Annotated in this window: 22 protein-coding genes; 19 read left to right on the top strand and 3 right to left on the bottom strand. The window is 66.8% G+C overall.

The window, feature by feature from the left end:
• Positions 1 to 372 precede the first annotated feature (372 nt).
• The 19 genes from invF to AB1Z25_RS19960 all read left to right on the top strand — a co-directional run bounded on the left by invF (position 373) and on the right by AB1Z25_RS19960 (position 22,264).
• A complete protein-coding gene (gene invF, locus AB1Z25_RS20050; protein ID WP_107800831.1) occupies positions 373 to 1,152 on the top strand; it encodes an AraC family transcriptional regulator InvF in 780 nt (259 codons plus the stop codon).
• Complete coding sequence (sctC, locus tag AB1Z25_RS20045; RefSeq protein ID WP_305883571.1) at positions 1,149 to 2,885, top strand: type III secretion system outer membrane ring subunit SctC; 1,737 nt, start codon at positions 1,149 to 1,151, stop codon at positions 2,883 to 2,885. The genes invF and sctC overlap by 4 nt, the downstream gene beginning before the upstream one ends.
• Entirely contained in the window at positions 2,875 to 4,008 is a 1,134-nt protein-coding gene (locus AB1Z25_RS20040) for a YopN/LcrE/InvE/MxiC type III secretion system gatekeeper (protein ID WP_304502826.1), read from the top strand. The genes sctC and AB1Z25_RS20040 overlap by 11 nt, the downstream gene beginning before the upstream one ends.
• 107 nt (positions 4,009 to 4,115) lie before the next feature.
• The gene (locus tag AB1Z25_RS20035) at positions 4,116 to 6,176 is read left to right on the top strand and encodes an EscV/YscV/HrcV family type III secretion system export apparatus protein (RefSeq protein ID WP_486636025.1); all 2,061 of its coding nucleotides are present in this window, start codon (positions 4,116 to 4,118) and stop codon (positions 6,174 to 6,176) included.
• 15 nt (positions 6,177 to 6,191) lie between these two features.
• The gene (gene spaK / locus AB1Z25_RS20030; protein WP_107800828.1) at positions 6,192 to 6,599 is read left to right on the top strand and encodes an SPI-1 type III secretion system chaperone SpaK; all 408 of its coding nucleotides are present in this window, start codon (positions 6,192 to 6,194) and stop codon (positions 6,597 to 6,599) included.
• The gene (gene sctN, locus AB1Z25_RS20025; RefSeq protein ID WP_227105388.1) at positions 6,596 to 7,885 is read left to right on the top strand and encodes a type III secretion system ATPase SctN; all 1,290 of its coding nucleotides are present in this window, start codon (positions 6,596 to 6,598) and stop codon (positions 7,883 to 7,885) included. Before spaK ends, sctN begins: the two co-directional genes overlap by 4 nt.
• A complete protein-coding gene (locus tag AB1Z25_RS20020; RefSeq protein ID WP_486636024.1) occupies positions 7,869 to 8,321 on the top strand; it encodes a hypothetical protein in 453 nt (150 codons plus the stop codon). Before sctN ends, AB1Z25_RS20020 begins: the two co-directional genes overlap by 17 nt.
• A complete protein-coding gene (locus AB1Z25_RS20015) occupies positions 8,318 to 9,373 on the top strand; it encodes a SpaN/EivJ family type III secretion system needle length determinant (protein WP_486636023.1) in 1,056 nt (351 codons plus the stop codon). The genes AB1Z25_RS20020 and AB1Z25_RS20015 overlap by 4 nt, the downstream gene beginning before the upstream one ends.
• Positions 9,373 to 10,266, top strand: a complete 894-nt coding sequence (locus AB1Z25_RS20010) for a YscQ/HrcQ family type III secretion apparatus protein (protein ID WP_486636022.1) — start codon at positions 9,373 to 9,375, stop codon at positions 10,264 to 10,266. Before AB1Z25_RS20015 ends, AB1Z25_RS20010 begins: the two co-directional genes overlap by 1 nt.
• On the top strand, positions 10,256 to 10,915 hold the full coding sequence (locus AB1Z25_RS20005; protein ID WP_107798946.1) for an EscR/YscR/HrcR family type III secretion system export apparatus protein: 660 nt from the start codon (positions 10,256 to 10,258) through the stop codon (positions 10,913 to 10,915). The genes AB1Z25_RS20010 and AB1Z25_RS20005 overlap by 11 nt, the downstream gene beginning before the upstream one ends.
• 87 nt (positions 10,916 to 11,002) lie before the next feature.
• The gene (locus tag AB1Z25_RS20000; protein WP_019104573.1) at positions 11,003 to 11,263 is read left to right on the top strand and encodes an EscS/YscS/HrcS family type III secretion system export apparatus protein; all 261 of its coding nucleotides are present in this window, start codon (positions 11,003 to 11,005) and stop codon (positions 11,261 to 11,263) included.
• Between the two features lie 5 nt (positions 11,264 to 11,268).
• Entirely contained in the window at positions 11,269 to 12,045 is a 777-nt protein-coding gene (gene sctT / locus AB1Z25_RS19995) for a type III secretion system export apparatus subunit SctT (protein WP_235086041.1), read from the top strand.
• Position 12,046: 1 nt separating this feature from the next.
• Positions 12,047 to 13,222, top strand: coding sequence for an EscU/YscU/HrcU family type III secretion system export apparatus switch protein (locus AB1Z25_RS19990; RefSeq protein ID WP_486636021.1), 1,176 nt, complete (start codon positions 12,047 to 12,049; stop codon positions 13,220 to 13,222).
• Positions 13,223 to 13,846: 624 nt separating this feature from the next.
• Positions 13,847 to 14,350, top strand: a complete 504-nt coding sequence (sicA, locus tag AB1Z25_RS19985) for a type III secretion system translocator chaperone SicA (RefSeq protein ID WP_019103389.1) — start codon at positions 13,847 to 13,849, stop codon at positions 14,348 to 14,350.
• Complete coding sequence (locus tag AB1Z25_RS19980) at positions 14,347 to 16,092, top strand: type III secretion system needle tip complex protein (RefSeq protein ID WP_486636020.1); 1,746 nt, start codon at positions 14,347 to 14,349, stop codon at positions 16,090 to 16,092. The genes sicA and AB1Z25_RS19980 overlap by 4 nt, the downstream gene beginning before the upstream one ends.
• A 16-nt stretch (positions 16,093 to 16,108) precedes the next feature.
• On the top strand, positions 16,109 to 17,368 hold the full coding sequence (locus AB1Z25_RS19975; RefSeq protein WP_486636019.1) for an IpaC/SipC family type III secretion system effector: 1,260 nt from the start codon (positions 16,109 to 16,111) through the stop codon (positions 17,366 to 17,368).
• A 140-nt stretch (positions 17,369 to 17,508) separates the two neighbouring features.
• A complete protein-coding gene (gene sctA, locus AB1Z25_RS19970) occupies positions 17,509 to 18,696 on the top strand; it encodes a type III secretion system needle tip protein SctA (protein ID WP_486636018.1) in 1,188 nt (395 codons plus the stop codon).
• 129 nt (positions 18,697 to 18,825) lie between these two features.
• Positions 18,826 to 21,984 (top strand): hypothetical protein, encoded by a 3,159-nt coding sequence (locus AB1Z25_RS19965; protein WP_486636017.1) that lies wholly within the window; start codon positions 18,826 to 18,828, stop codon positions 21,982 to 21,984.
• A complete protein-coding gene (locus AB1Z25_RS19960) occupies positions 21,968 to 22,264 on the top strand; it encodes an acyl carrier protein (protein ID WP_227105378.1) in 297 nt (98 codons plus the stop codon). Before AB1Z25_RS19965 ends, AB1Z25_RS19960 begins: the two co-directional genes overlap by 17 nt.
• On the opposite strand, the gene AB1Z25_RS19955 is transcribed toward AB1Z25_RS19960, so the two are convergent.
• From AB1Z25_RS19955 to AB1Z25_RS19945, 3 genes are all read right to left on the bottom strand, one after another.
• Positions 22,216 to 24,576: an ATP-binding protein gene (locus AB1Z25_RS19955; protein WP_486636016.1), complete on the bottom strand. Its 2,361-nt coding sequence runs from the start codon at positions 24,574 to 24,576 to the stop codon at positions 22,216 to 22,218. The genes AB1Z25_RS19960 and AB1Z25_RS19955 overlap by 49 nt on opposite strands.
• A gap of 4 nt (positions 24,577 to 24,580) precedes the next feature.
• Positions 24,581 to 25,273 (bottom strand): response regulator, encoded by a 693-nt coding sequence (locus tag AB1Z25_RS19950; RefSeq protein ID WP_486636015.1) that lies wholly within the window; start codon positions 25,271 to 25,273, stop codon positions 24,581 to 24,583.
• A gap of 577 nt (positions 25,274 to 25,850) precedes the next feature.
• The gene (locus tag AB1Z25_RS19945) at positions 25,851 to 26,864 is read right to left on the bottom strand and encodes a zinc-binding alcohol dehydrogenase family protein (protein WP_486636014.1); all 1,014 of its coding nucleotides are present in this window, start codon (positions 26,862 to 26,864) and stop codon (positions 25,851 to 25,853) included.
• Positions 26,865 to 26,971: the final 107 nt, after the last annotated feature.

Genomic DNA, 26,971 nt, shown 5'->3' with positions numbered 1-26,971 from the left:
TTTTGGTTCGATCATTTATTTGGCATGTCGGGCCTATCTCTGCCTATAGCACGGCGGCGGCGCGGCCGCGCCCGCGTAGTTTTGCTGAGCGTTCTTACGGATGGCGAAAAGCCGGCGCCATGGTCGATAGTTGAAAGTTGCCCGCGGCGGGGAAAGGGATAATCGCGGCGCTGATCCCGGTTCAAGCGGGGCGCGCCTGCGCGCTCGCTGCGGCCTGCGCCGCGCGAGGGCCGTCGCGGCGGGCCTGTTCTTTCTATCTGGCGGGCGCTGGAGCGAAAACTCGGGACCCCATCAGATTTGCATCAGGATTCGCCCGCGGCGCTGGGGGACACTTTCCCGGTCCAAGCACGAGCCCGGCAGGGCGTTTGACCGATGACCGATAACGATGTGTTGCTCCCGCTGGAGACTTTGGAGGCCGCCGCCAAGCGCTGCGCGCCGGCCCAGGACGTCTGGCTGCTGCCGCCGCGCCGGGAAGAGGCGCGGCTGGAATTGAGCTGGGAAGAGGGCGCGGAAACGCTGACCCTGGCGGCGGATTGGCAGGGCCTGCTGCTGCTGGACCGCGTGGATGTGAGCGTGGCCGCCGGCGCGCTGGCCTTCCAGCCGGTCCGGCTGGAGCCCTTGAGCAAGCTGCTGGCTTTTGTCGACGAAGCCAAGACCGACGAGGCCCGCGACGCGGACGCGCCGGCTGGCGAGGCGCGTTGCGCGCAATTGCCGCTGGCCGATCTGAGCGCCTGGCAGGACCGCAAGCGCTGCGAATACTGGTTCTTGCTGCAAGTGTTGACGCCGTCGCCGGCCTTCGCCGCGCTGCTGTCGCTATTGCGCCGCAGCGAGAGCTATTGGCTGGTGCGCTTCCTGCTGGCCCAGTCCACCTGCGGCGACAAGCTGCAGGCGCTGGGCGAACGCTACGGCGTGTCCTACTCCCACTTCCGCCGCTTGTGCCGCCACGCCTTGGGCAACGCGGCCAAGACCGAGCTGCGCGACTGGCGCATGGCCCGCTCGCTGCTGGACGTGGCGGAGGGACGGGAAAACCTGACCCAGGTGGCGCTCAAGCACGGCTACGCCTCGTCGTCGCATTTTTCCAACGAAATCAAGGGACTGATCGGCGTTTCGCCGCGCGGTCTGTCCAATATCATTCAACTGGCCACCAAATGAATCGAAGCTTTTTATCCGCCGCGCTGCTGGCCGCGACGCTGCTCGCGGCCCTGCCGGCCGCCGCCGCGCCGGAACCGGCGCGCGCCGCCGACTCCGCCGGCTACGTCGCCAAGAAGGAGGGCCTGCGTTCTTTCTTCGACGCGATTTCCTCGCGGCTGAAAAAGCCGGTGATCGTCAGCAAGCAGGCGGCGCGCAAGCAGATCAGCGGCGATTTCGACCTGGCCAATCCGCAGGCGCTGCTGGACAAGATGACCCAGCAGCTGGGCCTGATCTGGTATCACGACGGCCAGGCCATCTACGTCTACGACGCCAGCGAAACCCGCAACGCGGTGGTGTCGCTGCGCAATGTCTCGCTCTCCGCCTTCAACGACTTCCTGCGCAAGTCCGGCCTCTACGACAAGCGCTATCCGCTGCGCGGAGACAACCGCAGCGGCACTTTCTACGTGTCCGGGCCGCCGGTCTTCGTGGATCTGGTGGTCAACGCCGCCGGCTTCATGGACAAGCAGAGCGACGGCATCGAGCTGGGTCGGCAGAAGATCGGCGTGGTGCGGCTCAACAACACCTTCGTCAGCGACCGCAGCTATGAGTTGCGCGACCAGAAAATCGTCATCCCCGGCATGGCCACGGTGATAGAGAAGCTGCTGCAGGGCGAGGACAAGCCCTTGCAGACCGCCGCCAATCCGGCGCGGCCGCCGGCGCGGGGCAGCGACATCCCGGCGATGCCGGACTTCCCCGCCGGCGGGGAGCTCAAGGCGCCGGCCTACCAGGCCGGCCTCAGCCTGCCCGACGCGCTGAAGCAGGACACGGCGGCCGGCGACATCAAGGTGATCGCCTATCCGGACACCAACAGCTTGCTGATCAAGGGCACCACCGAACAGGTGCGCTTCATCGAAAACCTGGCGCTGGCGCTGGACGTGGCCAAGCGCCATGTGGAGCTGTCGCTGTGGATCATCGATCTGGACAAGGGCGATCTGGATCAATTGGGCGTCAACTGGAGCGGCAGCGTCACCGTGGGCAACAAGCTGGGCGTGGCGCTGAACCCCAGCAATTCGATCAGCACGCTGGACGGCACCCGCTTCATCGCCTCGGTGATGGCGCTGTCGCAGAAGAACAAGGCCAATGTGGTGTCGCGCCCGGTGGTGCTGACCCAGGAAAACGTGCCGGCCATCTTCGACAACAACCGCACCTTCTACGCCAAGCTGGTGGGCGAGCGCAATGCCAGCCTGCAGCACGTGACCTACGGCACCCTGGTCAGCGTGCTGCCGCGCTTCTCCGCCGACGGCCAGATCGAGATGTCGCTGAATATCGAGGACGGCCGCGAGGCCAAGAGTCCGGATTACGACAAGGACCCGCAGGACGCCTTGCCCGAGGTGGGCCGCACCCGCATCAGCACCGTGGCCCGGGTGCCGCAGGGCAAGAGCCTGTTGATAGGCGGTTACACCCGCGACGCCAATATCGAACAGAACAACAAGGTGCCGTTCTTGGGCAGCTTGCCGCTGGTGGGCGGCCTGTTCCGCTACCGCAGCCAGAACCAGAGCAATACCGTGCGCGTGTTCCTGATTCAGCCGCGCGAGATCGACGACCCGCTGACGCCGGACGCCAGCGATCTGTCGGCGGCGGTGGCCAAGGAGGGCGGCATCTCCAGCGATCCGCTGCAGCAATGGGTGCGGGATTATCTGGACCGCGAACAGCGCGCCGAGGGCGCGGCCAAGGGCGCGACGCGTGGACATTAGCGGCCGTCCGCCGCCGGTCTTCGGCGTCCGCTCGCCCAAGCACCAGGGCAAGCTGGACGCCCAGCGCGACGCCCAGCGCCAGGGCGAGGCCCGGCAGGCGGACGCGCAGCAGGTGGAGGACGCCAGCCCGGCGGCCGAGGTGCAGCGCTTCGTCCAGTCCACCGATGAAATGTCGGCGGCGCTGACCCAGTTCCGCAACCGCCGCGATTACGACAAGAAGCTGGGCCATCTGGCCGACAGTTTCGAACGGGTGCTGGACGAGGAAGCCCAGCCCAAGGCGCAGCAGATCGTGAACGTGGCCAAGTCCCACGGGATCAGCGCCGAGGACTTGCTGCGCCAGGCGCGTTCCTTGTTCCCGGACGACAGCGATCTGGTGCTGGTGCTGCGCGAACTGCTGCGCCGCCGTCAGCTGGACGAGGTGGTGCGCAAACGCCTGCAGGCCCTGCTCAAGCAGGTGGAGGAGCAAGCCGAGGCCAAGCCTTTGAAGGCCGGCATCAATTGCGCGCTGAAGGCGAGGCTGTTCGGCAAGGCTTTGTCCCTGAGCCCCGGCCTGCTGCGCGCCAGCTACCGCCAGTTTCTGGAGAGCGAGGCGGCGGAAGTGGAGATTTACGCCGACTGGGTGGGCAGCTACGGCTACCAGCGCCGGGCGGTGGTGCTGGATTTCATCGAAGGCGCGCTGCTGGCCGACATCGATTCGCTGGACGCCAGCTGTTCGCGGCTGGAGTTCGGCAACCTGCTGGGCCGGCTGAGCCAGCTCAAGCTGCTGCGTTCGGCCGACGCGCTCTTCGTCGGCCGCATGCTGGCCAACCCGCAGGTATGCGCCTTCAACCCCAGCGAGGCGGACTGGCTGTTGTTCCTGCTGTCGCTGCTGCAACAGCCGCAGCAGCTGGACGGCCTGCTGGCGGAGACGGTGGGCGACACCGCCCTGCTCAGCCGCCACAGCGAGCATTCCACCTTGCTGCAGGCGCTGTACCAGGCCTGCAAGGCGCTGCCGCCGCAGTTGTTCGTCGACGAACGCTGGCTGGACGCCTTGCAGGAGGAATTCCGCCGCCTGGCCGCCATCGCTTATCGCCACGAGCTGGCCGAGCGCCGGCGCGAGGCCGAGGGCGGCGGCGCGGAGTAAACGAGAGCCGCCAGGCAAGGCGGGGGGACACGTCCCGTCTTGCCTGGCTGTTTTTCCCGGCGGGCCGCGGCCCGTCGCCAATATCGAATCGCTTTGGATGACTAACGGTGTTTAATTCCCTGCTCAACGGCGCGCGCTCGCGGCCGGAATTGCTGATCCTGCTGTTGATGGTGATGATCATCGCGATGCTGATCATCCCGCTGCCCACCTATCTGGTGGACTTCCTGATCGGCCTCAACATCGTGATCGCCGTGCTGGTGTTCATGGGCTCCTTCTACATCGACCGCATCCTCAGCTTTTCCACCTTTCCCTCGGTGCTGCTGATCACCACCCTGTTCCGGCTGGCGCTGTCCATCAGCACCAGCCGCCTGATCCTGATCGAGGCGGACGCCGGCGAGATCATCAACACCTTCGGCCAGTTCGTCATCGGCGACAGCCTGGCGGTGGGCTTCGTGGTGTTTTCCATCGTCACCGTGGTGCAGTTCATCGTCATCACCAAGGGCTCGGAGCGGGTGGCCGAGGTGGCGGCGCGCTTCTCGCTGGACGGCATGCCCGGCAAGCAGATGAGCATCGACGCCGACCTCAAGGCCGGCATCGTGGACGCCGACGGCGCGCGCGAACGCCGCAGCGTGCTGGAGCGCGAAAGCCAGCTTTACGGCTCCTTCGACGGCGCGATGAAGTTCATCAAGGGCGACGCCATCGCCGGCATCATCATCATCTTCGTCAACTTCATCGGCGGCATCGCCGTGGGCATGACCCAGCACGGCATGGACCTGTCCACCGCGCTGTCCACCTACACCATGCTCACCATCGGCGACGGCCTGGTGGCGCAGATCCCCGCGCTGCTGATCGCCATCAGCGCCGGCTTCATCGTCACCCGCGTCAACGGCGACAGCGACAATATGGGCCGCAACATCATGAGCCAGTTGCTGGGCAACCCGTTCGTGCTGGTGGTGACCGCGGTGCTGGCTTTGGCGGTGGGCATGCTGCCCGGCTTCCCGCTGATCGTGTTCCTGATCCTGGCCGCGGCGCTGGGCGGCCTGTTCTATTACAAGCGCCGCATGGCCGGCAAAGGCGCGCCGGGCGCGGCCCAGTCTCCGGCGGCGGCCGCGGCCGGCGGGGCGCCGGCGAGCGGCAAGGACAGCTCCCTGGGCCTGATCGGCAATCTGGACAAGGTGGCGGCGGAAACCGTGCCGCTGATCCTGCTGGTGCCCAAGGCGCGCCGCGCCGCGCTGGAGCAGGCGCAGCTGGCCGAGCGCCTGCGCAGCCAGTTCTTCATTGATTACGGGGTGAGGCTGCCGGACATGCTGCTGCGCGACGGCGAAGGCCTGCAGGACAACCGGGTGGCAGTGCTGATCAACGAAATCCGCGCCGACGAGTTCGAACTGCATTTCGATCTGCTGCGGGTGATCAATTATTCGGACGAGGCCGCCGCGCTGGTGCAGCCGGTGTTCAGCGCCCAGGGCGCCAGCCAGTGCGCCTGGGTGCGCCCGGCCGACGGCGACAAGCTGGCCAAACTGGGCTACCAGCTGCGCCCGGCGCTGGACGAGCTCTATCACTGCCTGGCCGCGCTGCTGGCGCGCCACGTCAACGAATACTTCGGCGTCCAGGAAACCAAGCACATGCTGGATCAGCTGGAGGCCAAATACCCGGACCTGCTCAAGGAAGTGCTGCGCCACGCCACGGTGCAGCGCATCGCCGAAGTGCTGCAACGGCTGCTGGCCGAGCGCATCTCGGTGCGCAATATGAAGCTGATCATGGAGGCGCTGGCGCTGTGGGCGCCGCGCGAGAAAGACGTGATCAATCTGGTCGAGCATGTGCGCGGCGCGCTGGCGCGCTACATCTGCCACAAGTTCGCCAGCGGCGGCGAACTGCGCGCGGTGATGATGTCCGCCGAGGTGGAGGACATGGTGCGCAAGGGCATACGCCAGACCTCGGCCGGCGCCTTCCTCAACCTGGAGCCGGCGGCTTCGGACGAGCTGATGGACCTGTTCGCGCTAGGCCTGGACGGCATGGGCATCGCGCACAAGGACCTGGTGCTGCTGGCCTCGGTGGACGTGCGGCGCTTCATCAAGAAACTGGTCGAAACCCGCTTCCGCGACCTGGAAGTGGTGTCCTTCGGCGAAATCGCCGACAGCGTGTCGGTGAACGTGATCAAAACCATTTAAAAAAGGATTCCGCCTATGTTCGCCATGGATATCGCCCAACTGGTCCGCTCCGCCTTGGAAGAGAGCGGCTGCGATCCCGCCCTGCTGGGCGAGCTGGACAGCCATTCCACCATCGCGCTGGATCTGCACGATCTGCCCAGCATCCACGTCAGCGCCCAGGACGGCGAGGTGTGGCTGTGGTCGCGGCTGGGCGAGCACAACGAGGCGGTGCTGGCCCAGCGCGCCGGCCAATTGCTGCAGGACCTGATGCAGGGCTGCCACTTCGCCCGCGGCGGCCAGCTGCAACTGGCCGCCAACGACGGCTATCTGGAGCTGAAGGCGATGGCCCACCCGGATTATCTGGCCGACGGCAAGCGCTTCTCCGAGGCGCTGAACGGCTTCTTCGACGCGCTGGAACGCTTCAGCGAGTCGCTGCTGCGATGAAAGCGCCGCGCCTGCTGCGCCGGCTGGCGTATCCGCAACGCCTGTCCGGCCCCATTCTGGAAGCCGCGCTGCCCGAGGTGGCGATAGGCGAGCTGTGCGACATCCGCCGCAGCTGGCAGGACCGCGAGGTGGTGGCCCGCGCCCAGGTGGTGGGCTTTCAAGGCCCGCGCGCCGTGCTCAGTCTGATCGGCAACGCGCGCGGCCTGTCGCGCGAGGCGGTGCTGCAGCCCACCGGCCGCGCCTTGGCGGCCTGGATAGGCGAGTCGGCGCTGGGCGCGGTGCTGGACCCCACCGGCCGCATCGTCGAGCGCTTCGCGCCCGAGGCCGGCGTCGGCGGCGAGGAGCGCGGCATCGACGCCGATCCGCCGCCGTACTCGCGGCGCGTGGGCATACGCGAGCCGCTGGCCACCGGCGTGCGCGCCATCGACGGCTTGCTGACCTGCGGCGTCGGTCAGCGCGTCGGCATCTTCGCCTCCGCCGGCTGCGGCAAGACCGTGCTGATGCACATGCTGATCGAGCAGAGTGACGCCGACGTCTTCGTCATAGGCCTGATCGGCGAGCGCGGCCGCGAAGTGACCGAATTCGCCGAATCGCTGCGCGCCTCGCCCAAGCGCGAGCGCTGCGCGCTGGTGTTCGCCACCTCGGACTTCTCCTCGGTGGACCGCTGCAACGCGGCGCTGCTGGCCACCACGGTGGCCGAGTACTTCCGCGACCAGGGCAAGAAAGTGGTGCTCTTCGTCGACTCCATGACCCGCTACGCCCGCGCGCTGCGCGACGTGGCGCTGGCCGCCGGCGAACCGCCGGCGCGGCGTGGCTACCCGGCCTCGGTGTTCGACAGCCTGCCGCGGCTGCTGGAGCGCCCCGGCGCCACCCGAGGCGGCAGCATTACCGCCTTCTACACCGTGCTGCTGGAGAGCGACGACGAGCCGGACCCGATGGCGGACGAGATCCGCTCCATCCTGGACGGCCACATCTATCTGAGCCGCAAGCTGGCCGGTCAGGGCCATTACCCGGCCATCGACGTGCTCAAGAGCGCCAGCCGCGTGGCGGGGCAGGTCTGCGACGGCGGCCATCTGCAGGCGGCCTCGGCGCTGCGCGCCTTGATGGCGCGGTTGGAAGAGTTGCAAGTCTTCATCGACCTGGGCGAATACCGCCCCGGCGAGAACCCCGACAACGACCGGGCGATGAACGCGCGCGAGGCGCTGCGCCGCTGGCTGCGCCAACCGGTGGACGAGGGCGCGGGTTTCGCCGACACCCTGCGCAGCCTGCATGAGCTTGTTGCCTAAGCTGGGCGCGCTGCTGCGCCGTTGTCAGGCGGCGCAATCGCGTTGCGAGGCCGAGCTGGCTCAGCTGGCGCGCCAGGACGGCGCGCTGGCGGCGGAGCAAGAGGCGTTGGCCTCGCAGGGCCAGGGCCTGCGCCAATTGCTGCTGGCGCAACGGCCGGCCGGGGCGATGAGCCGCGGCCAACTGTTCGCGCTGCAGCGCAAGCAGGCGGTGCTGCGACGCCAGTTGCAGAACCTGGACCTGCAAAGCGGACAGCTAGAAGAACAGCGCCAGGGCCTGGCCGGCCGGCGCGAGGAACAACAGGTCATGCGTCGGCAATGGCTGCGCAAGGAAGACAAGTATCAACGCTGGGCCAAGCTGCAGCGCCGCCAGGAACGCATGCGGCGTTTGCGGCTGGACGAGGCCGAGCAGGAAGAGAGGACGATATGGAAGCGATGACGCCTATTCCCGTGCCGAGCATGGACGCCCGGCCGGCGGCCGAAGCCGACGGCGCCGCCGAAGCCTTTGCCCGCGAAGCCCAAAGGCAGCGGCAAGACGCCGCCGATCCGGAACGCGACGGCGAGGACGAGGCCGGCGGACGCGAGCAAGACCGCTCCCGCCTGCCGGCCGGGGCGCTGTGGCAGCCGCCGCTGCCGCCGCACTGGAACGCGGCGCGGCTGAGCGCCGGCGGCCGCCATGCGGCGGAAGCCGCGCTGTCCGCGCCGGGCAAGCGCGGCCGGACGCTGCTGGGCGAGGGCGAAGGACCGGACGCCGGCGCGCGCGGCAAGACCGCGGCCCGGCCGCAAGGCGCGCAGGCCGCCGCCGCGGCGCTGGCGGCCCAGCATGCGGCCAGCCTGGCGCCGACGGCCGACGTGCCGGTCAAAGTCGTGGCGCAGACGCTGGGGGCGCAGTCCAAGGCTGAGCCGGCGCTGCGCAAAACCGAGCACGCGCCGGCCAAGGGCGAGGCCGCGCTTCCGGTGGCCGCCGTGCGCGCCGAAGCGTCTATCGCGACGCCGGCTGCCGCGCCGCCGCCCGGACGGACCGTGTCGAAAGCCGAAGCCGCCGCGCCGATCCCGACGCCGACGCCGGCCGCCGCGCGCGAAGGCGGAGAGACGCGCAAGACCGAATCCGCTCCGGCGGCCGCGGCGCTGACGCCTCCGCCGGCCCAACCGTCCGCGCCGGCGACGCCGCCGCCGCGCGAAGCCGCTCCGCAGGCGCGGCCGCGGCAGGACCCTGCCTTGAGCCAGACGACGCCGTCCGCGCCCAGCGCGCCGGAGCCGGCCCAGCCGGGCCTGACCTACCGCTTTCAGCGCTGGGGCGGCGAACACGCGGTGAACGTGCAGAGCCAGCCCGGCGGCGTGCTCAGCCTGCAGCCCTCGGACAGCCTGGTGCAACAGCGGCTGGGCGAGCAATGGCAGTCCGGCAACCCGCAGCAATGGCAGATGGCCCGCGACGACGGCCGCGAGCAGGGCCGGCAGCAGCCGCAGCGGGATGAGGAGGAGGACGCCTGATGCTGGCGCTCAGACAAATCGACGCGCGTGAACGCGCCTTGAGCCTTGCCGCCGCCGCCTGGCGGCGCCAGGGCTGGGACGCGACGCTGGAAACGCCGCCACGCGGCGGCTTGTGGCTGCCTGTGGCCGACGCGGACCAGCGTTGGCAGGGCTGGCTGCAAGCGCGCGCCTGGCTGGAGAACGCCGCGCCGGAACTGGCGCGGCTGGCCTTGTCCGCCGGGGTGGAGGCGCAGGCGGCGCAATGGCTGGCGGCGGCGGAACGGCCGCTGACGCCGCCGATGCCGGAGCTGGCCTACCAGCGCTTGAGCCTGGGCGAGGCGGGGCCGGGCGACGCCTTGCCGCGCCAGCCGCTGCTGCGGGTGATGTGCGCCGAGGGGCCGCTGTGGCTGGAGCGCGCGCCGGCGTTCGAGGCCGGAGACGCGCCGGACCCGGCGCCCTTGTTGAGCTGGCCGCTGCGCTTCGTCATCGGCGACAGCCGCATCAGCCTGGGCTTGTTGCGCGGCGTGACGCGCGGCGACGTGCTGCTGATCCGCGAGCCGGCGGCGGCGGTGCGCTGCCACGACCGCGCGCTGGGCACTTATCAAACGTATGAGGAAGGAATCGTCATGGAATGGGATGAATCGCAACAGGCGGCGGAGCAGGAAGCGCCGGCGCGCGACATGGGACAGCTGCCGGTGGAGCTGGAATTCGTGCTGCACCGCGGGCGGGTGACGCTGACGGAGCTGCAGGACTTGTGCCGGGGCCAGTTGTTGAACCTGCCGGCGGACGTGGAGCGGCGGGTGGAAGTGCGCGCCAACGGCGCGCTGCTGGGACGCGGCGAACTGGTGCAGCTGGCCGGCCATCTGGGGGTGGAAGTGACGGAGTGGCTGGGCGGAGCCGCCGATGTCGAATGATATTTCGCTGATCGCGCTGCTGGCCTTCGCCACGCTGCTGCCTTTCCTGATCGCTTCCGGGACTTGCTTCATCAAGTTCTCCATCGTGTTCGTGATGGTGCGCAACGCGCTAGGCCTGCAGCAGGTGCCGTCCAATATGACGCTCAACGGCATCGCGCTGATGCTGTCGATGTTCGTGATGCTGCCGATCGCGCAGCAGGCCTACAGTCACTACCAGGAAGAACAGGTCAGCTTCAACAGCGTGGAATCGGTGAGCAACTTCGTCGAAAACGGCCTGGACGGTTATCGCGGCTATTTGCAGAAGTATTCCGATCCGGAACTGGTGAGTTTCTTTGAAAAAGCCCAGGCGCAGCGCACCGAGCGCGAAACCGGCAACGCGGCCGAGGACGAACAGCCGTCCCTCTTCGCCTTGCTGCCGGCCTACGCGCTCAGCGAGATCAAGAGCGCGTTCAAGATCGGCTTTTATCTCTACCTGCCCTTCGTGGTGGTGGATTTGGTGATCTCCAGCATCTTGCTGGCGCTGGGGATGATGATGATGAGCCCGGTGACGATTTCGGTGCCGATCAAGCTGGTGCTGTTCGTGGCGCTGGACGGCTGGACTTTGTTGTCCAAGGGCTTGGTGTTGCAGTACCTGGATTTGGCGACCTAGCCGGGCGGAGCAAACCGTCCCGCCACGGCATGGCGCTGCGCTCGGTTTTGCTGCCCATGCCGTCCGCCTCAATTTTGGAGTTTTGCTATGAATGATCTGGTGTTCGCCGGCAACAAGGCGCTGTACCTGGTGCTGCTGATGTCGGCCTGGCCCATCATCGTGGCCACCGCCATCGGCCTGCTGGTGGGCCTGTTCCAGACCGTGACCCAGTTGCAGGAGCAGACGCTGCCCTTCGGCATCAAGCTGTTCGGCGTCAGCCTGTGCCTGTTCCTGCTGTCCGGCTGGTACGGCGAAACCCTGCTCGGCTTTGGCCGGGAGGTGATGCGCATGGCGCTGGCCCGGGGCTGAGACGGATGCAGTTCGGCCTGTTCTTCGAGATCCACGGCTGGGTGGCCTCGGCCGCGCTCGGCTTCGCCCGCGTGGCGCCGGTGTTCTTCATCCTGCCCTTCCTGAACAGCAATGTGCTCAGCGGCGTGGTGCGCACCTCGGCCACCATGCTGGTGGCGCTGGGGCTGTGGCCGCATCCGGTGGAGGCGCTGCCGGCCTTTCAGGCGCTGCCCTTTATCGCGCTGATCGCGCGCGAGGCTGCGGTGGGCCTGTTGTTGGGCTGCCTGCTGGCCTGGCCGTTCTGGGTGTTTCACGCGCTGGGCAGCATCATAGACAACCAGCGCGGCGCGACGCTGAGCAGCAGCATAGACCCGGCCAACGGCGTGGACACTTCGGAATTGGCCAATATGTTCAATCTGTTCGCCGCCGCGGTCTATCTGCAAGGTGGCGGCATGAGCCTGATGCTGGACCTGTTCCGTCAGAGCTATCAGCTGTGCGACCCGCTGGGCGTGTGCGCGCCGGCCTTGCAGCCGACGCTGAGCCTGCTCAATCAGGTGATCAGCAAGGCGGTGGTGCTGGCCAGCCCGGTGGTGGCGGCCTTGCTGCTGTCCGAGGTGGTGCTGGGCCTGCTGTCGCGTTTCGCGCCGCAGATGAACGCCTTCGCGGTGTCGCTGACGGTGAAGAGCGCGGCGGCCTTGCTGATCATGTTGATGTATTTCGGCCCGGTGTTGCCCGACACGGTGATGCGGCTGGCCTTCCCGCCGACGGCGCTGCCCGGCTGGCTGAGCGCGCCGGTGCGCTGAGATGTCGAACAAGACCGAACAACCCACGCGCAAGCGCTTGCAGGACGCGGCCAAGAAAGGCCAGTCCTTCAAGAGCCGCGATCTGGTGGTGGCCTGCCTGACCCTGTGCGGCGTCGCCTATCTGGTGTCCTTCGGCTCGCTGGTGGAACTGATGGGCGCTTTCCGCCAGGTGATCGCCGGCGGCTTCCAGCAGGACATGCAGGGCTACGCCCAGGCGGTGGCCTGGCTGGGCATCAAGCTCTTGCTGCCCATCTTTCTGCTGTGCATCGTCGCCTCCGCCTTGCCCTCCCTGCTGCAAAGCGGCTTTGTGCTGGCCAGCGAGGCCTTGAAGCTCAATCTGGAGGCCTTGAACCCGGTCAACGGCTTCAAGAAGCTGTTCAGCCTGCGCACGGTGAAGGAGGCGGTGAAGGCCTTGCTTTACCTGGCCAGTTTCGTGGTGGCGGTGCTGGTGCTGTGGCACAAGCACAAGGCCCTGCTGTTCGCCCAGCTCAACGGCGACCCCATAGGCATGGCGGCGATCTGGCGCGAACTGCTGCTGGCGCTGGTGTTGACCTGCCTGGGCTGCATCGTGGCGGTGCTGGTGCTGGACGCCATCGCCGAGTACTTCCTGTTCATGAAGGATATGAAGATGGACAAGCAGGAGGTCAAACGCGAGATGAAGGAGCAGGAGGGCAATCCGGAGATCAAGTCTCGCCGCCGCGAGGCGCATATGGAGATCCTGTCCGAGCAGGTGAAGTCCGACATCGAAAACTCGCGCCTGATCGTGGCCAACCCCACCCATATCGCCGTCGGCATCTATTTCAAGCCCGAGCTGCTGCCCATCCCCTTCATCTCGGTGATGGAGACCAATCAGCGCGCGCTGGCGGTGCGGGCCTATGCGGAAAAAGTGGGCGTGCCGGTGGTGCGCGACATCCCGCTGGCGCGGCGCATTTTCGCCAGCCACCGCCGTTATTCCCTGGTCAGCCTGGACGAGGTGGAGGAAGTGCTGCGCTTGCTGATGTGGCTGGAGCAGGTGGAAAACGCCGGAGCGCAGGCGTCGGAGCCGGAGCCGGAGCCGGAGCCATCGAGGCTAGCGGCGGAGCAACAGGGGAAGGACGCGAACGCCGCCGGGCCGGTTGTGGATAAATCCGCCGCCAAGCCCGCCTCTGTGGATAAACAAAACGACCAGGAGGGCTGAGCGCATAGACGCGCCGCTAAGAGCCTGTTCACGATCTTTTCGAGAGGGATCATGACCCAAGGCATTGAATCCGCTGCGCGGATGATGATTTTGATTGCCGGGGCTGCCCGGCGGGCAGGAAGGGGAATTTGCTCGGCCAAATTCCCCTTCACCCCAAAGGCCGCCCTGCAAGCCTGGCCTACGGCTTCCCGCCGGGTCCCGTCAGGCCCGAGGCGCGGCTGAACTCGCGATTTGCTAACGTCAAATCGCTCAAACAGGTCAGCCGCTTAAGACCTCGGGCCTGCCTCCCGACGGCAGGCTTGAAGGGACCAGGGGCGCGTCGGATACGCGGCTTCCTGTGTATCAAACCGTGTTTCAAAGCGCGGACGAAAGATCGTACACAGGTTCTCAGGCCCATCCAGCCCGGCAACGCCAATCTTCCCCCGCGCGGCGGCGGCCTCAAAACCCGTAAGGCCATATTGAACACGCCCGGATAGCCGATGCGCCGTCGCCATGAGCGATTCCTGAATGTTTCCCCCCGCCGACCGCTGTTAAATGACAGCGACGACGGTCATTTCACACCCAAGACAACCGTCGTCTCTAGCCAGCTCTGCCGGGTTGGTGACAGCGACTAGGAGAAGTTTGATGAACCCTGAAGACAGTGTCAGCGACGACCGCCTGGCAGAGATGGTCTGGGAAGCGGTAAGCGCGGGCGCCACCCTGAAAGACGTGCACGGCATTCCGCCGGACATGATGGAAGGCCTGTACGCCCACGCTTACGATTTTTACAACAAGGGAAGGCTCGACGAGGCGGAAACCTTCTTCCGCTTTCTGTGCATCTACGACTTCTACAACCCCGACTACATCATGGGGCTGGCCGCCGTGTGCCAGCTCAAGAAACAGTTCCAGAAGGCCGCCGATCTGTACGCGGTGGCCTTCGCCCTGAGCAAGAACGACTACCGGCCGGTGTTCTTCACCGGGCAGTGCCAGCTGTTCATGCGCAAGGCGGCCAAGGCCAGGCAGTGTTTCGAGCTGGTGTGCGAACAAAGCGACGACGAGTCGCTGCGCGCCAAGGCCCAAGTGTATCTGGACAGTTTGCAGGAGACGGAGGCCGAGCAATCCCGTCAGCAGGAAAAGGAGCAAGCATGAGCGGTAACACTATCGGTCAAAGCTTCAATCTTGACAGTGCCAAGCTGGCGAAAGCGCTATCGGGTAACACCCAGGCGAGCGAGAAATTCGTCGACGCCGCGCAGAAGTCGGCGCAAGCGCTGTTCACGATGCGCGTCAGCGACGACGCCGGCGCCGCCAAGCCGCGCAGCGACTTGAACACGCCGCCGCTGACCCAGCCCACGGCCAAGGCCAAGGAAGAGCTGGACGGCGCGGGCAAGCTGACGCTGCTGCTGGGACAGTTGATGTCCTTGCTGGGCAATGTCTCGCTGTCGCAGCTGGAAAGCCGCATCGCCACCTGGCGCGCGATGATGGAAGCGCAAGTGGCGATGGGCGAGAAACTGTCCAAAGAGTTCCAGGACGCGTTCAAGGCGGCGAGCGAAGCCACCGAGGCGTTGAAAGACGCGGTGGGCAACTACGACAGCGCCAAACAGGCCGCGGACGCCGCCCAGAAGAAAGCCGATGCGGCCCTGGCCAAGCTGAACGGCATGTCGCCGGACGATCCGGGTTACGCCGACGCCCAGGCCGCCAGCCAGCAAGCCTCCGGCGAAGCCGCGCAAGCCAAGCAGAAAGCCGACAAGGCGTTCGAGGTGGCGGAAAAGGCCCGCGTGGTGGCGGTGGAAAAGGGCAAGATCGCCGATGATCTGGCCGGCAAGGTGCAAGGCGCCAATGTGGGCGGCGATGTCGCGCGCAAAACCGGCGAGGACAACCTGTCCAATGTGGCCAAGCTGACCATGTTGATGGCGATGTTCGTCGAGATGGTGGGCAAAAACAGCGAAGAAAGCCTGAAAAGCGATCTGGCATTGTTCCAGGCCATGCAGGAAGGCCGCCAGAAGGAAATGGACAAAAAATCCGCCGAGTACCAGGAAGAAGTGCGCAAGGCGGAAGAACTCAATCGCACCATGGGGTGCATTGGCAAGATTCTAGGCGCGGTGCTGACGGTGATCAGCGTCGTGGCCGCAGCATTCACCGGCGGCGCCAGCCTGGCGCTGGCCGCGGTGGGCGTCGCGCTGATGGTGGCGGACGAGGTGGTCAAGGCCACCACCGGGGTGTCTTTCATGGAAGAGGCGTTGAAGCCCTTGATGGACAAGGTGCTCAAACCCTTGATGGACCTGATAGGCAAAGCCATTACCAAGGCGCTGGAAAGCATGGGGGTGGACAAGAAGACCGCCGAGCTGGCCGGCTCCATCATCGGCGCGGTGCTGGCCGCGGTGGCCATGGTCGCGGTGATGGTGGTGGTGGCCGTGGTGGGCAAGGGCGCCGCCAGCAAGCTGGGCGGCGCGCTCAGCAAGCTGATGGGCGACGCCATCAAGAAGATGGTGCCCAATGTGCTGAAGGAACTGGCCAAGAACGGCAGCAAGATGTTGACCCAGGGCTTCCAGCGCCTGGCCAACAGCCTGGGCCTGCGCACCGACGCCGCCTCCAAGCAACTGATGGCCAACACCCTCAACCGCGTGGTGGTGGGCGGGGAAGTGGCGCAAGCCACCTCTCAGGCCGGCGGCAATGTGGCGCAGGGCGTGTTCATGAAGAACGCCAGCGATATGCTGGCCGACTTCACCCTGGCGCGCGCCGCGATGGAGCAGATCGAACAATGGCTGAAGCAGGCGGTGGAAGTCTTCGCCAGCACCCAGAAAGTTACCCAAGACCTGACCACGATGATGTCTTCCGCGTTGCAGCAGAACGCCGAAGCCGGCCGTTTCGTGCTGCGTCAGAGTCACGCTTGAGTTAGGAGAGAATATTATGGCAACTATTATCGGCAGTGTTTCCACCCACAATCCGTTTCCGGCGGCGCTTGAATCCGGCGCGGCTGAAAAATCCCCTGTCGCCAAGTCCTTGGTGGACATCAAGGACATCCTGCCCATCCTGAACAGCGCCGGCCGCGACGGCAAGGCGCTGGCCGAGGCGATGAGCGGGCCGCAACTGCGTCCGCCGTCCGCCGAGGTGAGCAAGCAGGTGACCGACGCGCTGAAGAGCTACCTGAGCGAAAAAGCCCAGGACCCGGCTTTCGTCCAGGATCTGGGCGCGGTGTATCAGAAGGTCGAGTCCGGCGTCAGCAAGCTGGTGGACGACAAGGTCAAGGAGCAGGCCGAGCAAGGCAAGCCCTTCGACATCAGCGGCATGGCGCCCAACGGCGCGGCGCTGATGGTGGCCGCCATTGTCTTGATGTCGGCGCTGCGCACCGCCGACAACACGCTGAGCAGCAAGCTGTCGCTGGTAGGCTTCGACGCCACCAAAGCCACCGCCGCCTCCATGGTGCGCGAGGGCGTGGCCAACCTGTCCAGCAGCATCGCCCAGGGCGTGGGCCAGATGGCCATCACCGGCGTCGGCGCCAAGAAGAACCTGAGCGGCTTGAGCGCCGAGCGCGGCGCGCTGAAGAACAACGCGCCCAAGCTGGCCAAGCTGGGCGATGAGGGCCGCAATATCCAGTCCGCGCTGGGCCGCCAGAACACCGTCAAGCTGGGCACCGACGCCGACAGCCTGAAGCAGGTGGGCCTGAAGCCGCAGCAGCCGGGCGCGGCCAAGCCGGGCGCGGGCGACTTGAACGCGCAGTCCAACGCCGCCGGCAGCGTGGCCGACGGCATGGCCGGCGACAAGATCGACCTGCAGTCCAGCAAGCAGCGTTTGTCCAAGGAGCATGAAACCGCGCTGGGCGGCGCCGGCGAGAACTTGTCGGTGAAGGGACAGGCGGAACAACTGGCCATGGACGACACCAAGCTCAAGGCCGAGGCCAAGAAAACCACCGGCCGGGCCATCATGGACAGCTCGTCCGCGGCCAGCAATATCGCCGGCGGCTCCGGCCGCTACGCGGCCACGCTGGAGCAGTCCGAGCAGCAGATCAGCCAGGCTTCCAGCCGGGTGGCCAATACCGCCTCCGAGGAAACCCGCGAGAGCAGCCGCAAGTCCGACAGCTTCATCCAGGAGCTGCTGCGCACCTTGGACAGCATCAGCCAATCCAAGAACGCGGCCATGGGCGCGGTAGCCGGCAATATTCGCGCCTGATCCGCTAGCCCGGAACCGGGCGGAGCCATCCCAGGCGCCGTCCGCCGGCCCGGCCATCCCGGCCGGGCCGGCCTTCCACACCATTCATCCCGCCAGCGCCTTGGCGCCTGCCTCGGCGCTGGCCATGCAGGGGAATTCCCATGAACGGCATTCAAACCACATCCTCCTTGCCGCTGACGCGGCCGCAAATGACGGAAACCCCGGCCGCCGCGCCGCGCGCCGATGTCGGCGGCGTCGCTGCCGAAATCCGCTCCGCCGCGCCGCAAGGACCGGAGCTGTCCGCGCTCAATACCGCTCAGAACAAGGCCGACGCGCTGCGTCAGGTCAACGAAACCGTCCGTCGCGTCATCGAAGGACAGACCACCTATGAAAACAAGCTGGCGGACCAGCGCTGGCAGGCGGCGATCTCCGGCGGCGAGCAGCCGCCGGCCGAGCGCGTGGCATTCCAGCGCGGCGCGCTGACGCGGGCCTTGGACGAGGCCCGCGACATGCAGACCCTGGCAACCCAACAGTTCGTTGGCGCGCTGAAGAGCGTGGGAGAAAGCGGCTATGTGATGACGCCGCAGCAAAAGCAGCAGCTGCTCGACGGTATCGAGAAGGAAGTCGCCGACATTTCGCCGACGGCGCGGGAGTTTGCCGCGCCGATGCTGAACGCGGCCCGGGACGCCTCAGGCGGTGTGATTTCCGACCGCGAACTGTGGGAGCTGATCGGCAACTCCATCGGCAACATCAAGGACGGCTATCTGGGCGTGTATGAGAACGTGGTGGGCAAATACATCGAGTTCTACCAGGAGTTCAGCGACATCTTGGCCAAGATGGCCGGTTGGATTTCATCCAACGACAAGGGCGACAAAGTCACTTTGAATGTGGGCGATCTGTATGCCGAGCTGAAGACATTGAAGGAGAAATACGAGAACACGGAGTTGTTTGCCAGTACCGCCGATACGCCAGAGAAGGCCAAGGAAGAAGCGGAAAAATGGGCCGCGGAATTGGGCTTGCCCAAGGAATGTGTGAAGGAACAACCCAAGGGTTCAGGCAGGTATGTGGTGGTCATCGACACCGGTCCAGTGGATAAAATGATGAAGGCGCTGGAAGGGCTGGCGGGCAACAAGGTGCCGTCGCAAGGGCAGAAGGTGGAAATGGACAATGCCAAATTCCAGTCCTGGCAGTCCGGCTTCAAGGCGCAGGAGGAAAACCTGAAGAACACCTTGCAGACGCTGACCCAGAAATACAGCAACGCCAACTCGCTGTTCGACAATCTGGTCAAGGTGCTCAGCAGCACCATCAGCAGCTGCACGGAAACCGCCAAGTCCTTCCTGCAAGGTTAAGCGCGGCTGACAAAACTCCCGCGGCGCCGCGCGCCGATTTGCCGTATGACGGCTACCGTCGGCGCGCCTTGCCTCAGCCGTAAAACCGACTTCTATTAGCCGCTCTATAAGGCTAAGGAGAACCACACCATGCCCATTAGCGGAGCATCCCCCCTTCTGACGCGCTCCCTGTCCATGCCGGCGGACGCGTCGCGGCGGCCGGCCACCCCGCTCTCCGAGCGTTTCAACGGCGGGCGCAGCAGCGCCGCCACGCCGGCGCGTCGCCACTCGCTGATGGATCCGGCCAGCTTCAAGGCCCAGCACACCCGAGACAGCGTGGCGGCCTTGTTCGCCGCCTCGACGGACGCCAAGGCGCTGGACAAGCTCTACCTGGCTTCGCCCAATGTCTACGCCCAATTGGAAATTGCGGAGTTCGCCAAGGTTTACGCGCAGTTGAAGCAGCAGCCGGACCTGAGCCCGCAGGATGCCAAATCTCTGGACGATCTGGCGCAGCACTACACCGCTAGGGTCCTGAAAGACGGCCTGGGCGCCAAATCCGCCTTCGGTCCGTGGACCCAGAGCACCAATAAGCAATACCAGCTGCGCAATCAGCTGGAGCACAAGCTGGCCTTGTTGGCGCACCAGCATTGCGGCGGCGACACCATGAAGCTGGGCAACGACTTCATGCAGCGCGAGGTCAGCACCTTCATCCTGTCCTATGTCGAGACCCAGCTGGGGCGCTCATTGGACACCGCTACCGGCGAGAAGGTGATGGAACTGGTGGACAGCGCGGCGAAGCTGGCCTTCGACGCGTTGCGCCAGAGCCGCGGCGAGATGCTGGGGCTGAGCGGCCCGAGCCTGGGCCGGCAGGCGCGCGACCTCGACACCGTCGCCATCCTGCCGCAATTGCTGCGCAGTGTGCTGGAGGGGCTGGGGCAAGACCCGAAAGGCCCGCAACAACCGGACCCCGCCCGCGATGGTCAGCCCGATCCCGGCCCGGGCCCTCAACCAGGCCCGACCGAGCCGGGGGGCGCGCAGCAGCCGATGGTGGTGAATAACTACTACACCACCAATAACGATAATCGTCAGGACAATCGTCAGGACAACCGGCGTTGGGACAAGCGCGGCGACATGTATCTGGGCGATGTGAACAAGGGCAACCGCCATCATGGCGGAGCGCCCTCGCGCCTGGTGACGTCCTTGCGCATGCCGGCGCCGCAAGTCGCCCGCAGCCAGGACTTGCCCAAGCCGCAGCAGGCTACCTTGTTGGAAACGCGCCATCCCTTGCTGGACGCGGCCAGCCAGGTAACGGGCGCCTTGTCCGAGCTGATGAACACGGCGCTGGGCGAAGAAACGCTGCCGGCGCCCACGGCCGGTTCGGCGCAGGCGGGCAAACTGGAAGCGACCGCGCGTCAGGCGCGGATCAGCCAGCCGGTCGCACCGCAATCCGCAATCTTGGGAGGCGCGCCGTCCGGCGTTGAGCAGGGCACGCAGACCGATGGCGGCCAGACTTTGCATCACGCGGCCAGCCAGGTGATGGAGGCGATGTCCGAGCTGATGGGCACGGCGCTGGGCGAGGAAACGCTGACGGCGCCCACGCCCGGCGCGGCGCAGGCGGGCAAGCTGGAGGCGACGGCGCGTCAGGCGCGGCTCAGCCAGCCGGCCACGCCGCAGTCCGCGACTCTCGGCGGCGTGCCGTCCGGCGTGGAACAGGGCACGCAGACCGATGCCGGCCAGGCTTTGCGCGACGCGGCCAGCCAGGTGTCGACGGCCATGTCCGAGCTGATGAACACGGCCTTGGGCGAAGAAACGCTGGCGACGCCCATTCCCGGCGCGGCGCAAGCGGGCAAGTTGGAGGCGACGGCGCGTCAGGCGCAGCTCGACGCGGCAGCCCAGCCGCAAACCGCCAGCCTAGGCGGGGAGTTCGCCGGGCTGGCCTTCCGTGGCGGCCCGCTACGCAATCTGCCCAGCCAGGCCTATCTGCGTAGCCAGATTTTTCATTCGACCTTGGACGGCCATGCCGCCGGCCGGGAACTGATCAAGGCGCTGCGCGACGCGCTGGAGCCCGACGCGACGCAGCCCTTCGCGCAACGGCGCGAGTTCGAAGCCTTGCGCAACCGGATGTTGCCCAGCGGCCGCGCGCAGCAGGACGATTTGCTGCGGCAATTCGCCGACGGCGCGCCGGAAGCGCTGGCCGCCGACGCGCGCCGGCTGGGCGGGGTGCTGGCCGAGCACCCCGGCCTGGAGCGTCAGCGCCAGGCGCTGGGCGGTTTTGCGCAAACCCTGATCCGGGAAACCAATTTGCTGCCGCCGGGCGGACGCGCCAATCCCTTGTTGGGCGAGTTTCTGAGCGGCTTGGGTCTTCAGCCGCGCAACACGCCGGCGGCGGATGCCGGCTCTCGCCTGCATCAGGCCGCGCGCGAGGTAGCCGACGGCTTGTCCCAGGTGCTGGACACCGCGGCCGGCCGGCGCGTGGAAGGCGAGTTGCGGGCCGAACGCGTCGATATCCGGCAAGCGGCCAGCACGCCGTTGGACCAGGCGGTTCGCTTGTCGGCCGGAGACGCGCCGGCCGCCGATGCCGGTTCGAGTCTGCATCAAGCCGCGCGACAGGTGGCGGATGGCTTATCCCAAGTCTTGAACGCCGCCGCCGGCCAGAGCGCGGCCGGCGAACCGGAGGCCAATGGACAAGCGTCTCAGCTTGGCCGCGCGCCGACGGCGGAGGCTACGGCTCCGACGGCAGAACGAGACGGCGGCGGTTTTGGCGGGCTCAAGTTCCGCGACGGCAATCTGTACACGCTGCCGACCCAGGCCTATCTGCGTAGCCGCGCTTTCGCGCTGGACGCCGGCAGCGAGCTGATCCGCGCGGTGCGCGGCGCCTTGGAGCCCGACGCGACGCAGCCCTTCGCGCAACGACGCGAGTTCGAAGCGCTGCGCAACCGCGTGTTGCCGGGCAACAGCACCCAGCAGAGCGGCGTGCTGAAGGACTTCGCCGACGGCAAGGCGGGCACGCTGGGCGACGATGCCGCGCAGTTGCGGCAAGTGCTGGCGGAGCATCCGGGTTTGGAGCGACAGCGCCAGGCGCTGAGCAGCTTCGCGCGCACCTTGATCCGCGAGGCCAATCTATTGCCGCGCGGCAAGCCGGCCAACCCGCTGGTGACGGCGTTGCTCAGCGGGCTGAGCATAGACGCGGCCGCGGAGGCGCGGCGCGGCGAAGCCTTGAGCTCGTCTTCGGGCGTCACCCTGACCACCGACGGCCTGCATCTCGATCCCAACCGCATCCGGGAGCGCAACCGTGGCAATCAGTCTTGAGCAACAAGTGGTGGCGGTGATGGCCTGCTGTTTATCGGTGGAGGAGTCCAAGCTGCAGCCGCAGGCGCGGCTGGTGGACGAGTTGTACGCGGACTCGATGGAGCTGCTGGACATGGTGCTCTTGCTGAACGATGAGTTCGGCATCGAGATCGGCGTCGACGACATCGTCGACATCAAGACCGTGGCCCATGTCTGCCAGGTGGTGGAGCGGCAGCTGGCGGGTCGCCTCGCTCAGTCGCCGCTCGGCTCCGCTTGCGGCAGCGCCGCCTCCAGCGCCTGAAGCAGGTCTTGCAGCCGGGCGGCGTCCGGCTGCGGCTGGCGCAGCGCGGTCTGCATGTCCGCCGCCAGCGCCGGCAGGCGCGGCAGGCCGGCGCTGAGCGCCACGCCGTGCAGGCGGTGCGCGTAGTGTTCCGCCTGCGGCCAGTCCCGCGCCTGCAAGGCCTGGCGCAAGGAGGCGGCGTCGGCGTCGCAGCTGTGGCTTAGCAACTGCGTCAGCTCGCCGTCGGGCGGGACCGGCGCTGCCGGCGCCGGGCCGGGGCGGTGATCCAGCCACAGCGTCATGATCTGTTCCAGCTGGGCCAGCCGCAAGGGCTTGGTCAGGCAGCTGTCGATGCCGCTGTCCAGGCAACGCTGCTGGTGTTCTATGCCGGTGGTGGCCGAGATGGCGATGATGGGCAGATAGGGCTGCCACTGCAAGGCCGGGTGGCGGCGTAGCCGCAGCGCCAGTTGATAGCCGCTGATGCCGGGCAGATTGCAGTCCAGCAGCGCCATGGCGAAGCGCTGGCCCTGATCCAGCAAGCCCAGCGCGGCGGCGCCGTTGTCCGCCGTCACCGCGCGGTAGCCCAGTTGCAACAGCTGCTGGGCGATGATGAAGCGATTGGCCGGCTGGTCCTCCACCACCAGGATGGGATCGCAGGCTTCCTTGAGGGCGGCCGGCGGGCTGGCGACGTCCGGCTCGGCGGCCGCAGCCGGCTCGGCCGGCGCATGGCGCACCGGCAGCCACAAGGTCACCGTGGTGCCCTGTTCCGGCTGGCTGTCCAGCGCGATGCGGCCGGACATCAGCTCCACCAGTTGCCGGCAGATCAACAAGCCCAGCCCGGTGCCGCCGTAGCGTTGCTGGGTATGGTCCGCCTGCGCGTATTCGTGAAACAAGCGGGCCTGCTGTTCCGGCGCGATGCCGATGCCGGTGTCGCTGACCTGGACGCAGAGCAGCGCCCGCTCTTCCTCTATTTCCTGTAGTTCCAATCGCAGGCACACCTCGCCCTGGCGGGTGAACTTGACCGCGTTGCTGAGCAGATTGCTCAGGATCTGGCGCAGGCGCACCGGGTCCAGCACCAGCAGGCGGCCGCACAGGCCAAGCAGCTCCAGCCGCAGTTCCAGCCCTTTCTTTTCCGCGCAGGCGCGGTAGATCGCCGCCACGCCGCTGGACAGCGCCGCCGCGTCGGTGGCCAGCGGCTCCAGCCGCAGCCGCCTGGCGTTGAGCTTGGACACGTCCAGCACATTGTCCAGCAGCTCCAGCAAATTCACCGCCGAGGCGTTGGCCAGCGCCGCCAGCTCGCGTTCGCGCGGCGGCAGCTCGGCCTGGCGCAGCAGCTCCACCGAGGCCAGCACCGCGTTCATCGGCGTGCGGATTTCATGGCTCATCACCGCCAGAAAGGTGGATTTCTCCGCCTCGCTGCGCTGGGCGGCGCGGCGCGCGGCGTGGGCGCGCTGGGCGAACAGCAGCAGCAAGAGCAGGACCAGGCCGACGCCGGACAGCTCCAGCGCGTAATAACGGGCGATGGAGCGCCAGGACGGCGCGCCGTAGTCGGTGGTCTGCAACCAGTCTTCCAGCATGTGCTGGGTGTCGTCCGCGGTCAGCCGCGCCAGCGAGCCGTTGATGATGGACAGCAGTTGCGGCTGGTCCTTGTTCACCGCCATCGACACCAGTCTGGGCATTTCGCTGACGCTGCCGGCGATGCGCAGCGAGCCGTAATAACGGCGGCGGATCACGGACTGCATCACCGCGTCCAGCCCCACCGCGGCGTAGGCCTTGCCGTCCGCCACCGCGTCCAGCGCCGCCAGCGGCGTGGGCGTGGCCACGATGTCCACCGCGGGAAAGTTTTCGCGCAGGAAGTATTCGTAAGGGTCGCCGCTTTCCACCGCGATGGTCTTGTTGGCCAGCTTGGAGGTGTTGAACACGATGGGCTTGTCCGGCTGGGTGACCAGCACGGTGCTGCCGGAAAAATAGGGGTCGCTGAAGCGGATGCGCCGGCCCACCTCCGGCGGAATCAGGCCGGAGGACAGCGCGGTGAGCAGATCGATGCGGCCGCTCAGCATCATGTCCACCGCCTGTTGGCGGTTGGCCACCGGCACCAGTTCGAAGCGCAGGCCGCTGATCTCGGAAATGCGGTTCAGATAAGCCTGGGTCAGGCCGCGGTGCTCGCCGTCCTCCATGTATTCGATAGGCCAGCCGTGGGGGTCTATCGCGTAGCGTACCACCGGGTGCTTGGCCAGCCAGGCGCGTTCCGCCGGCTTGAAGCCGGCGTGGCTCAGACCGGACAGGCAGAAGGCCGGCAGCAGACAGGAGAGCAGAAAGGAGCGCGCGCGCATGGCTTCAGTGGCTGGCCAGCCGGCTTTGCAGCTGGAACAGCTCGTTGTCGCTGCGCAGGCCCAGCTTTTTCAGCGCGGACTGCTTCTGATTGCTGATGGTCTTGATGCTGCGCGAGAACTTGACGGCGATATCGCTGACCGTCATGCCGTCCAGGCAGCAGCGCAGCACCTCGCGTTCGCGCGGGGACAGCTCCGGATGGTCCAGCAAGCTGCGCAACATGGCTTTTTGCGGCGCCGGCAGGTTGGCGCAGCTCTCGTTCAGCGCGGCGCTCATGTCCGGGCTCAGATAGCTGTGGCCGTCGGCCAGCAGGCGGATGGCGGCCACCAGTTCGTCCAGGCTCTGCTCCTTGCCGATGAAGCCGTGAGCGCCGCAGCGCAGCGCCAGCGCCACCGTGGCCGGGGTGTAATAGGCCGACATCACCAGGATGCGCACGCGGGCGAAACGCCGGCGCAGGCCGCGGATCAGGCTGAAGCCGTCGATGTCGCCGGGGCTGAGCGCGTAGTCGGTGACCACGACGTCGATGCCGTCGTGCTGCTTCAGATGCTGAATCAGCGGCGCGCTGCTGGTGAACTGTCCGGTTACGTTCAAGTCGGTTTCATCGGCCAGGAGGCCGGCCAGGCTGTTCAGCACCATCAGGTGATCGTCCAGCAAGGTGATCTGTATCGGCTGGCTCCGCAATGATTTGGCATCAGGCATATGAGTATCCCAACAGATGGCGGCGCGGCTGCGCCTTGCGCCATGGTTATGTCTCTGAACCTGTGTATTCTGTTGCGCGGGCGGCGGCTCCGGTTTCGCTTCGGCCTCAGGCTTGGTATAGGCCATTACGCAAAGGTTTGGCGGCAGGGAGCGCTTGCGCCGCCGGTCTGGCCGGCTGAGGGAACGGAGGGTGGAATGGCGGGACGGGCCAGGCGCTGCTGCGCGGCCGGCGTCGCCTGCGGCGGGGCCGGAGGCGAAAGCGTGCGCATTCGTGATCTCGTTCCCCGGATTGTTAAAGACAGCCAGCAGGCCATTATTCCGCGCCGGCTGCGCCTTGTGAAGCGATTTCGGCGACGGACGGCGACGCTTAGCGCGCTGGCATGAGGCCGGCGGCGAGGCGCCGCCGCCGGCGCGATGGCGTGTATCGGTTCTTAGAAGGCGTTTACGCTCTCGCGAGCGAGAGCGAGGCAAGGCGAAAACGAGCGAAAAAGCGGAATGCACTTGTGGTACATGGGCATTTTGAGCTCGTCCTCACCGTGCAACGCTTCACGACGCGCAGCGGATCGCAAACCGGTTCTTAGAAACCCGAGAGCACGATCTTGCCCTTGGCCCGGTTGCTCTCCAGCAAGGCGTGGGCGCGTTTCAGATTGGCGGCGTCGACGCGGCCGAAGCGCTCGGCCACCGTGCTGCGGATCAGGCCGGCGTCCACCAGCTCGGCCAGCCGGTTCAGCAGGCGGTGCTGCTCAATCTGATCGTCGGTGCCGAACAGCGAACGGGTGTACATGAACTCCCAGTGCAGCGACACGCTCTTGCGCTTCAGCTCGCGCACGTCCAGGGCCGCCGGATCGTCGATCAGCGCCAGCTTGCCCTGCGGCGCGATGGCGGCGGCGATCTCCTTGAAGTGGGCGTCGGTCTGGTTCAGGCTGGCCACGTAATCGACGCTGGGGTAGCCGATGCGCTTGAGCTCCTCGCTCAGCGGGAGGCGGTGGTCGATCACATGGTGAGCGCCCAGCTCCGTGACCCAGGCCTGGGTTTCCGGTCGCGAGGCGGTGCCGATCACGGTCAACCCGGTCAGCTGGCGCGCCAGCTGCGCCAGGATGGAGCCGACGCCTCCGGCCGCGCCCACCACCAGCAGGCTCCGGCCGCTGGGCGCGCGGTTGTCCAGCACTTGCAGCCGGTCGAACAACAGTTCCCAGGCGGTGATGGCGGTCAGCGGCAGGGCGGCGGCCTGTTCGAAGTCCAGGCTGTGCGGCATGCGGCCGACGATGCGCTCGTCCACCGCGTGCAATTCGCTATTGGCGCCGGGGCGGTGCAGCGCGCCGGCGTACCACACCTTGTCGCCGGGCTGAAACAGGCTGACCTTGTCGCCCACTGCGCGCACCACGCCGGCGGCGTCCCAGCCCAGCACCTTGGCCTGGCCGGCTTCCGGCGCCGCGCCGGCGCGCACCTTGGTGTCCACCGGGTTCACTGAAACGGCTTTGACCTCCACCAACAGGTCGTGCTCGCCGATGGCGGGCTCGGGCAGCTGCACGTCCTGCAGCGATTCCGGGTGGTCGATCGGCAGATTCTGGTAATAGGCGACGGCTTTCATCTTGGTATGCTCCATAGCGTGTGGGCCGATAAGAGTCTGTTCAAAGTCTTGCGAGCAAGAGCGAGACAAGGCGAAAACGAGCGAAAAAGCGGAATGTACACGTGGTA

This window comes from Chromobacterium sp. HL1 (genome assembly GCF_057418835.1).
Note: the sequence above shows the minus strand (reverse complement) of the source record. Positions and strands in the feature narration are given on the sequence as shown.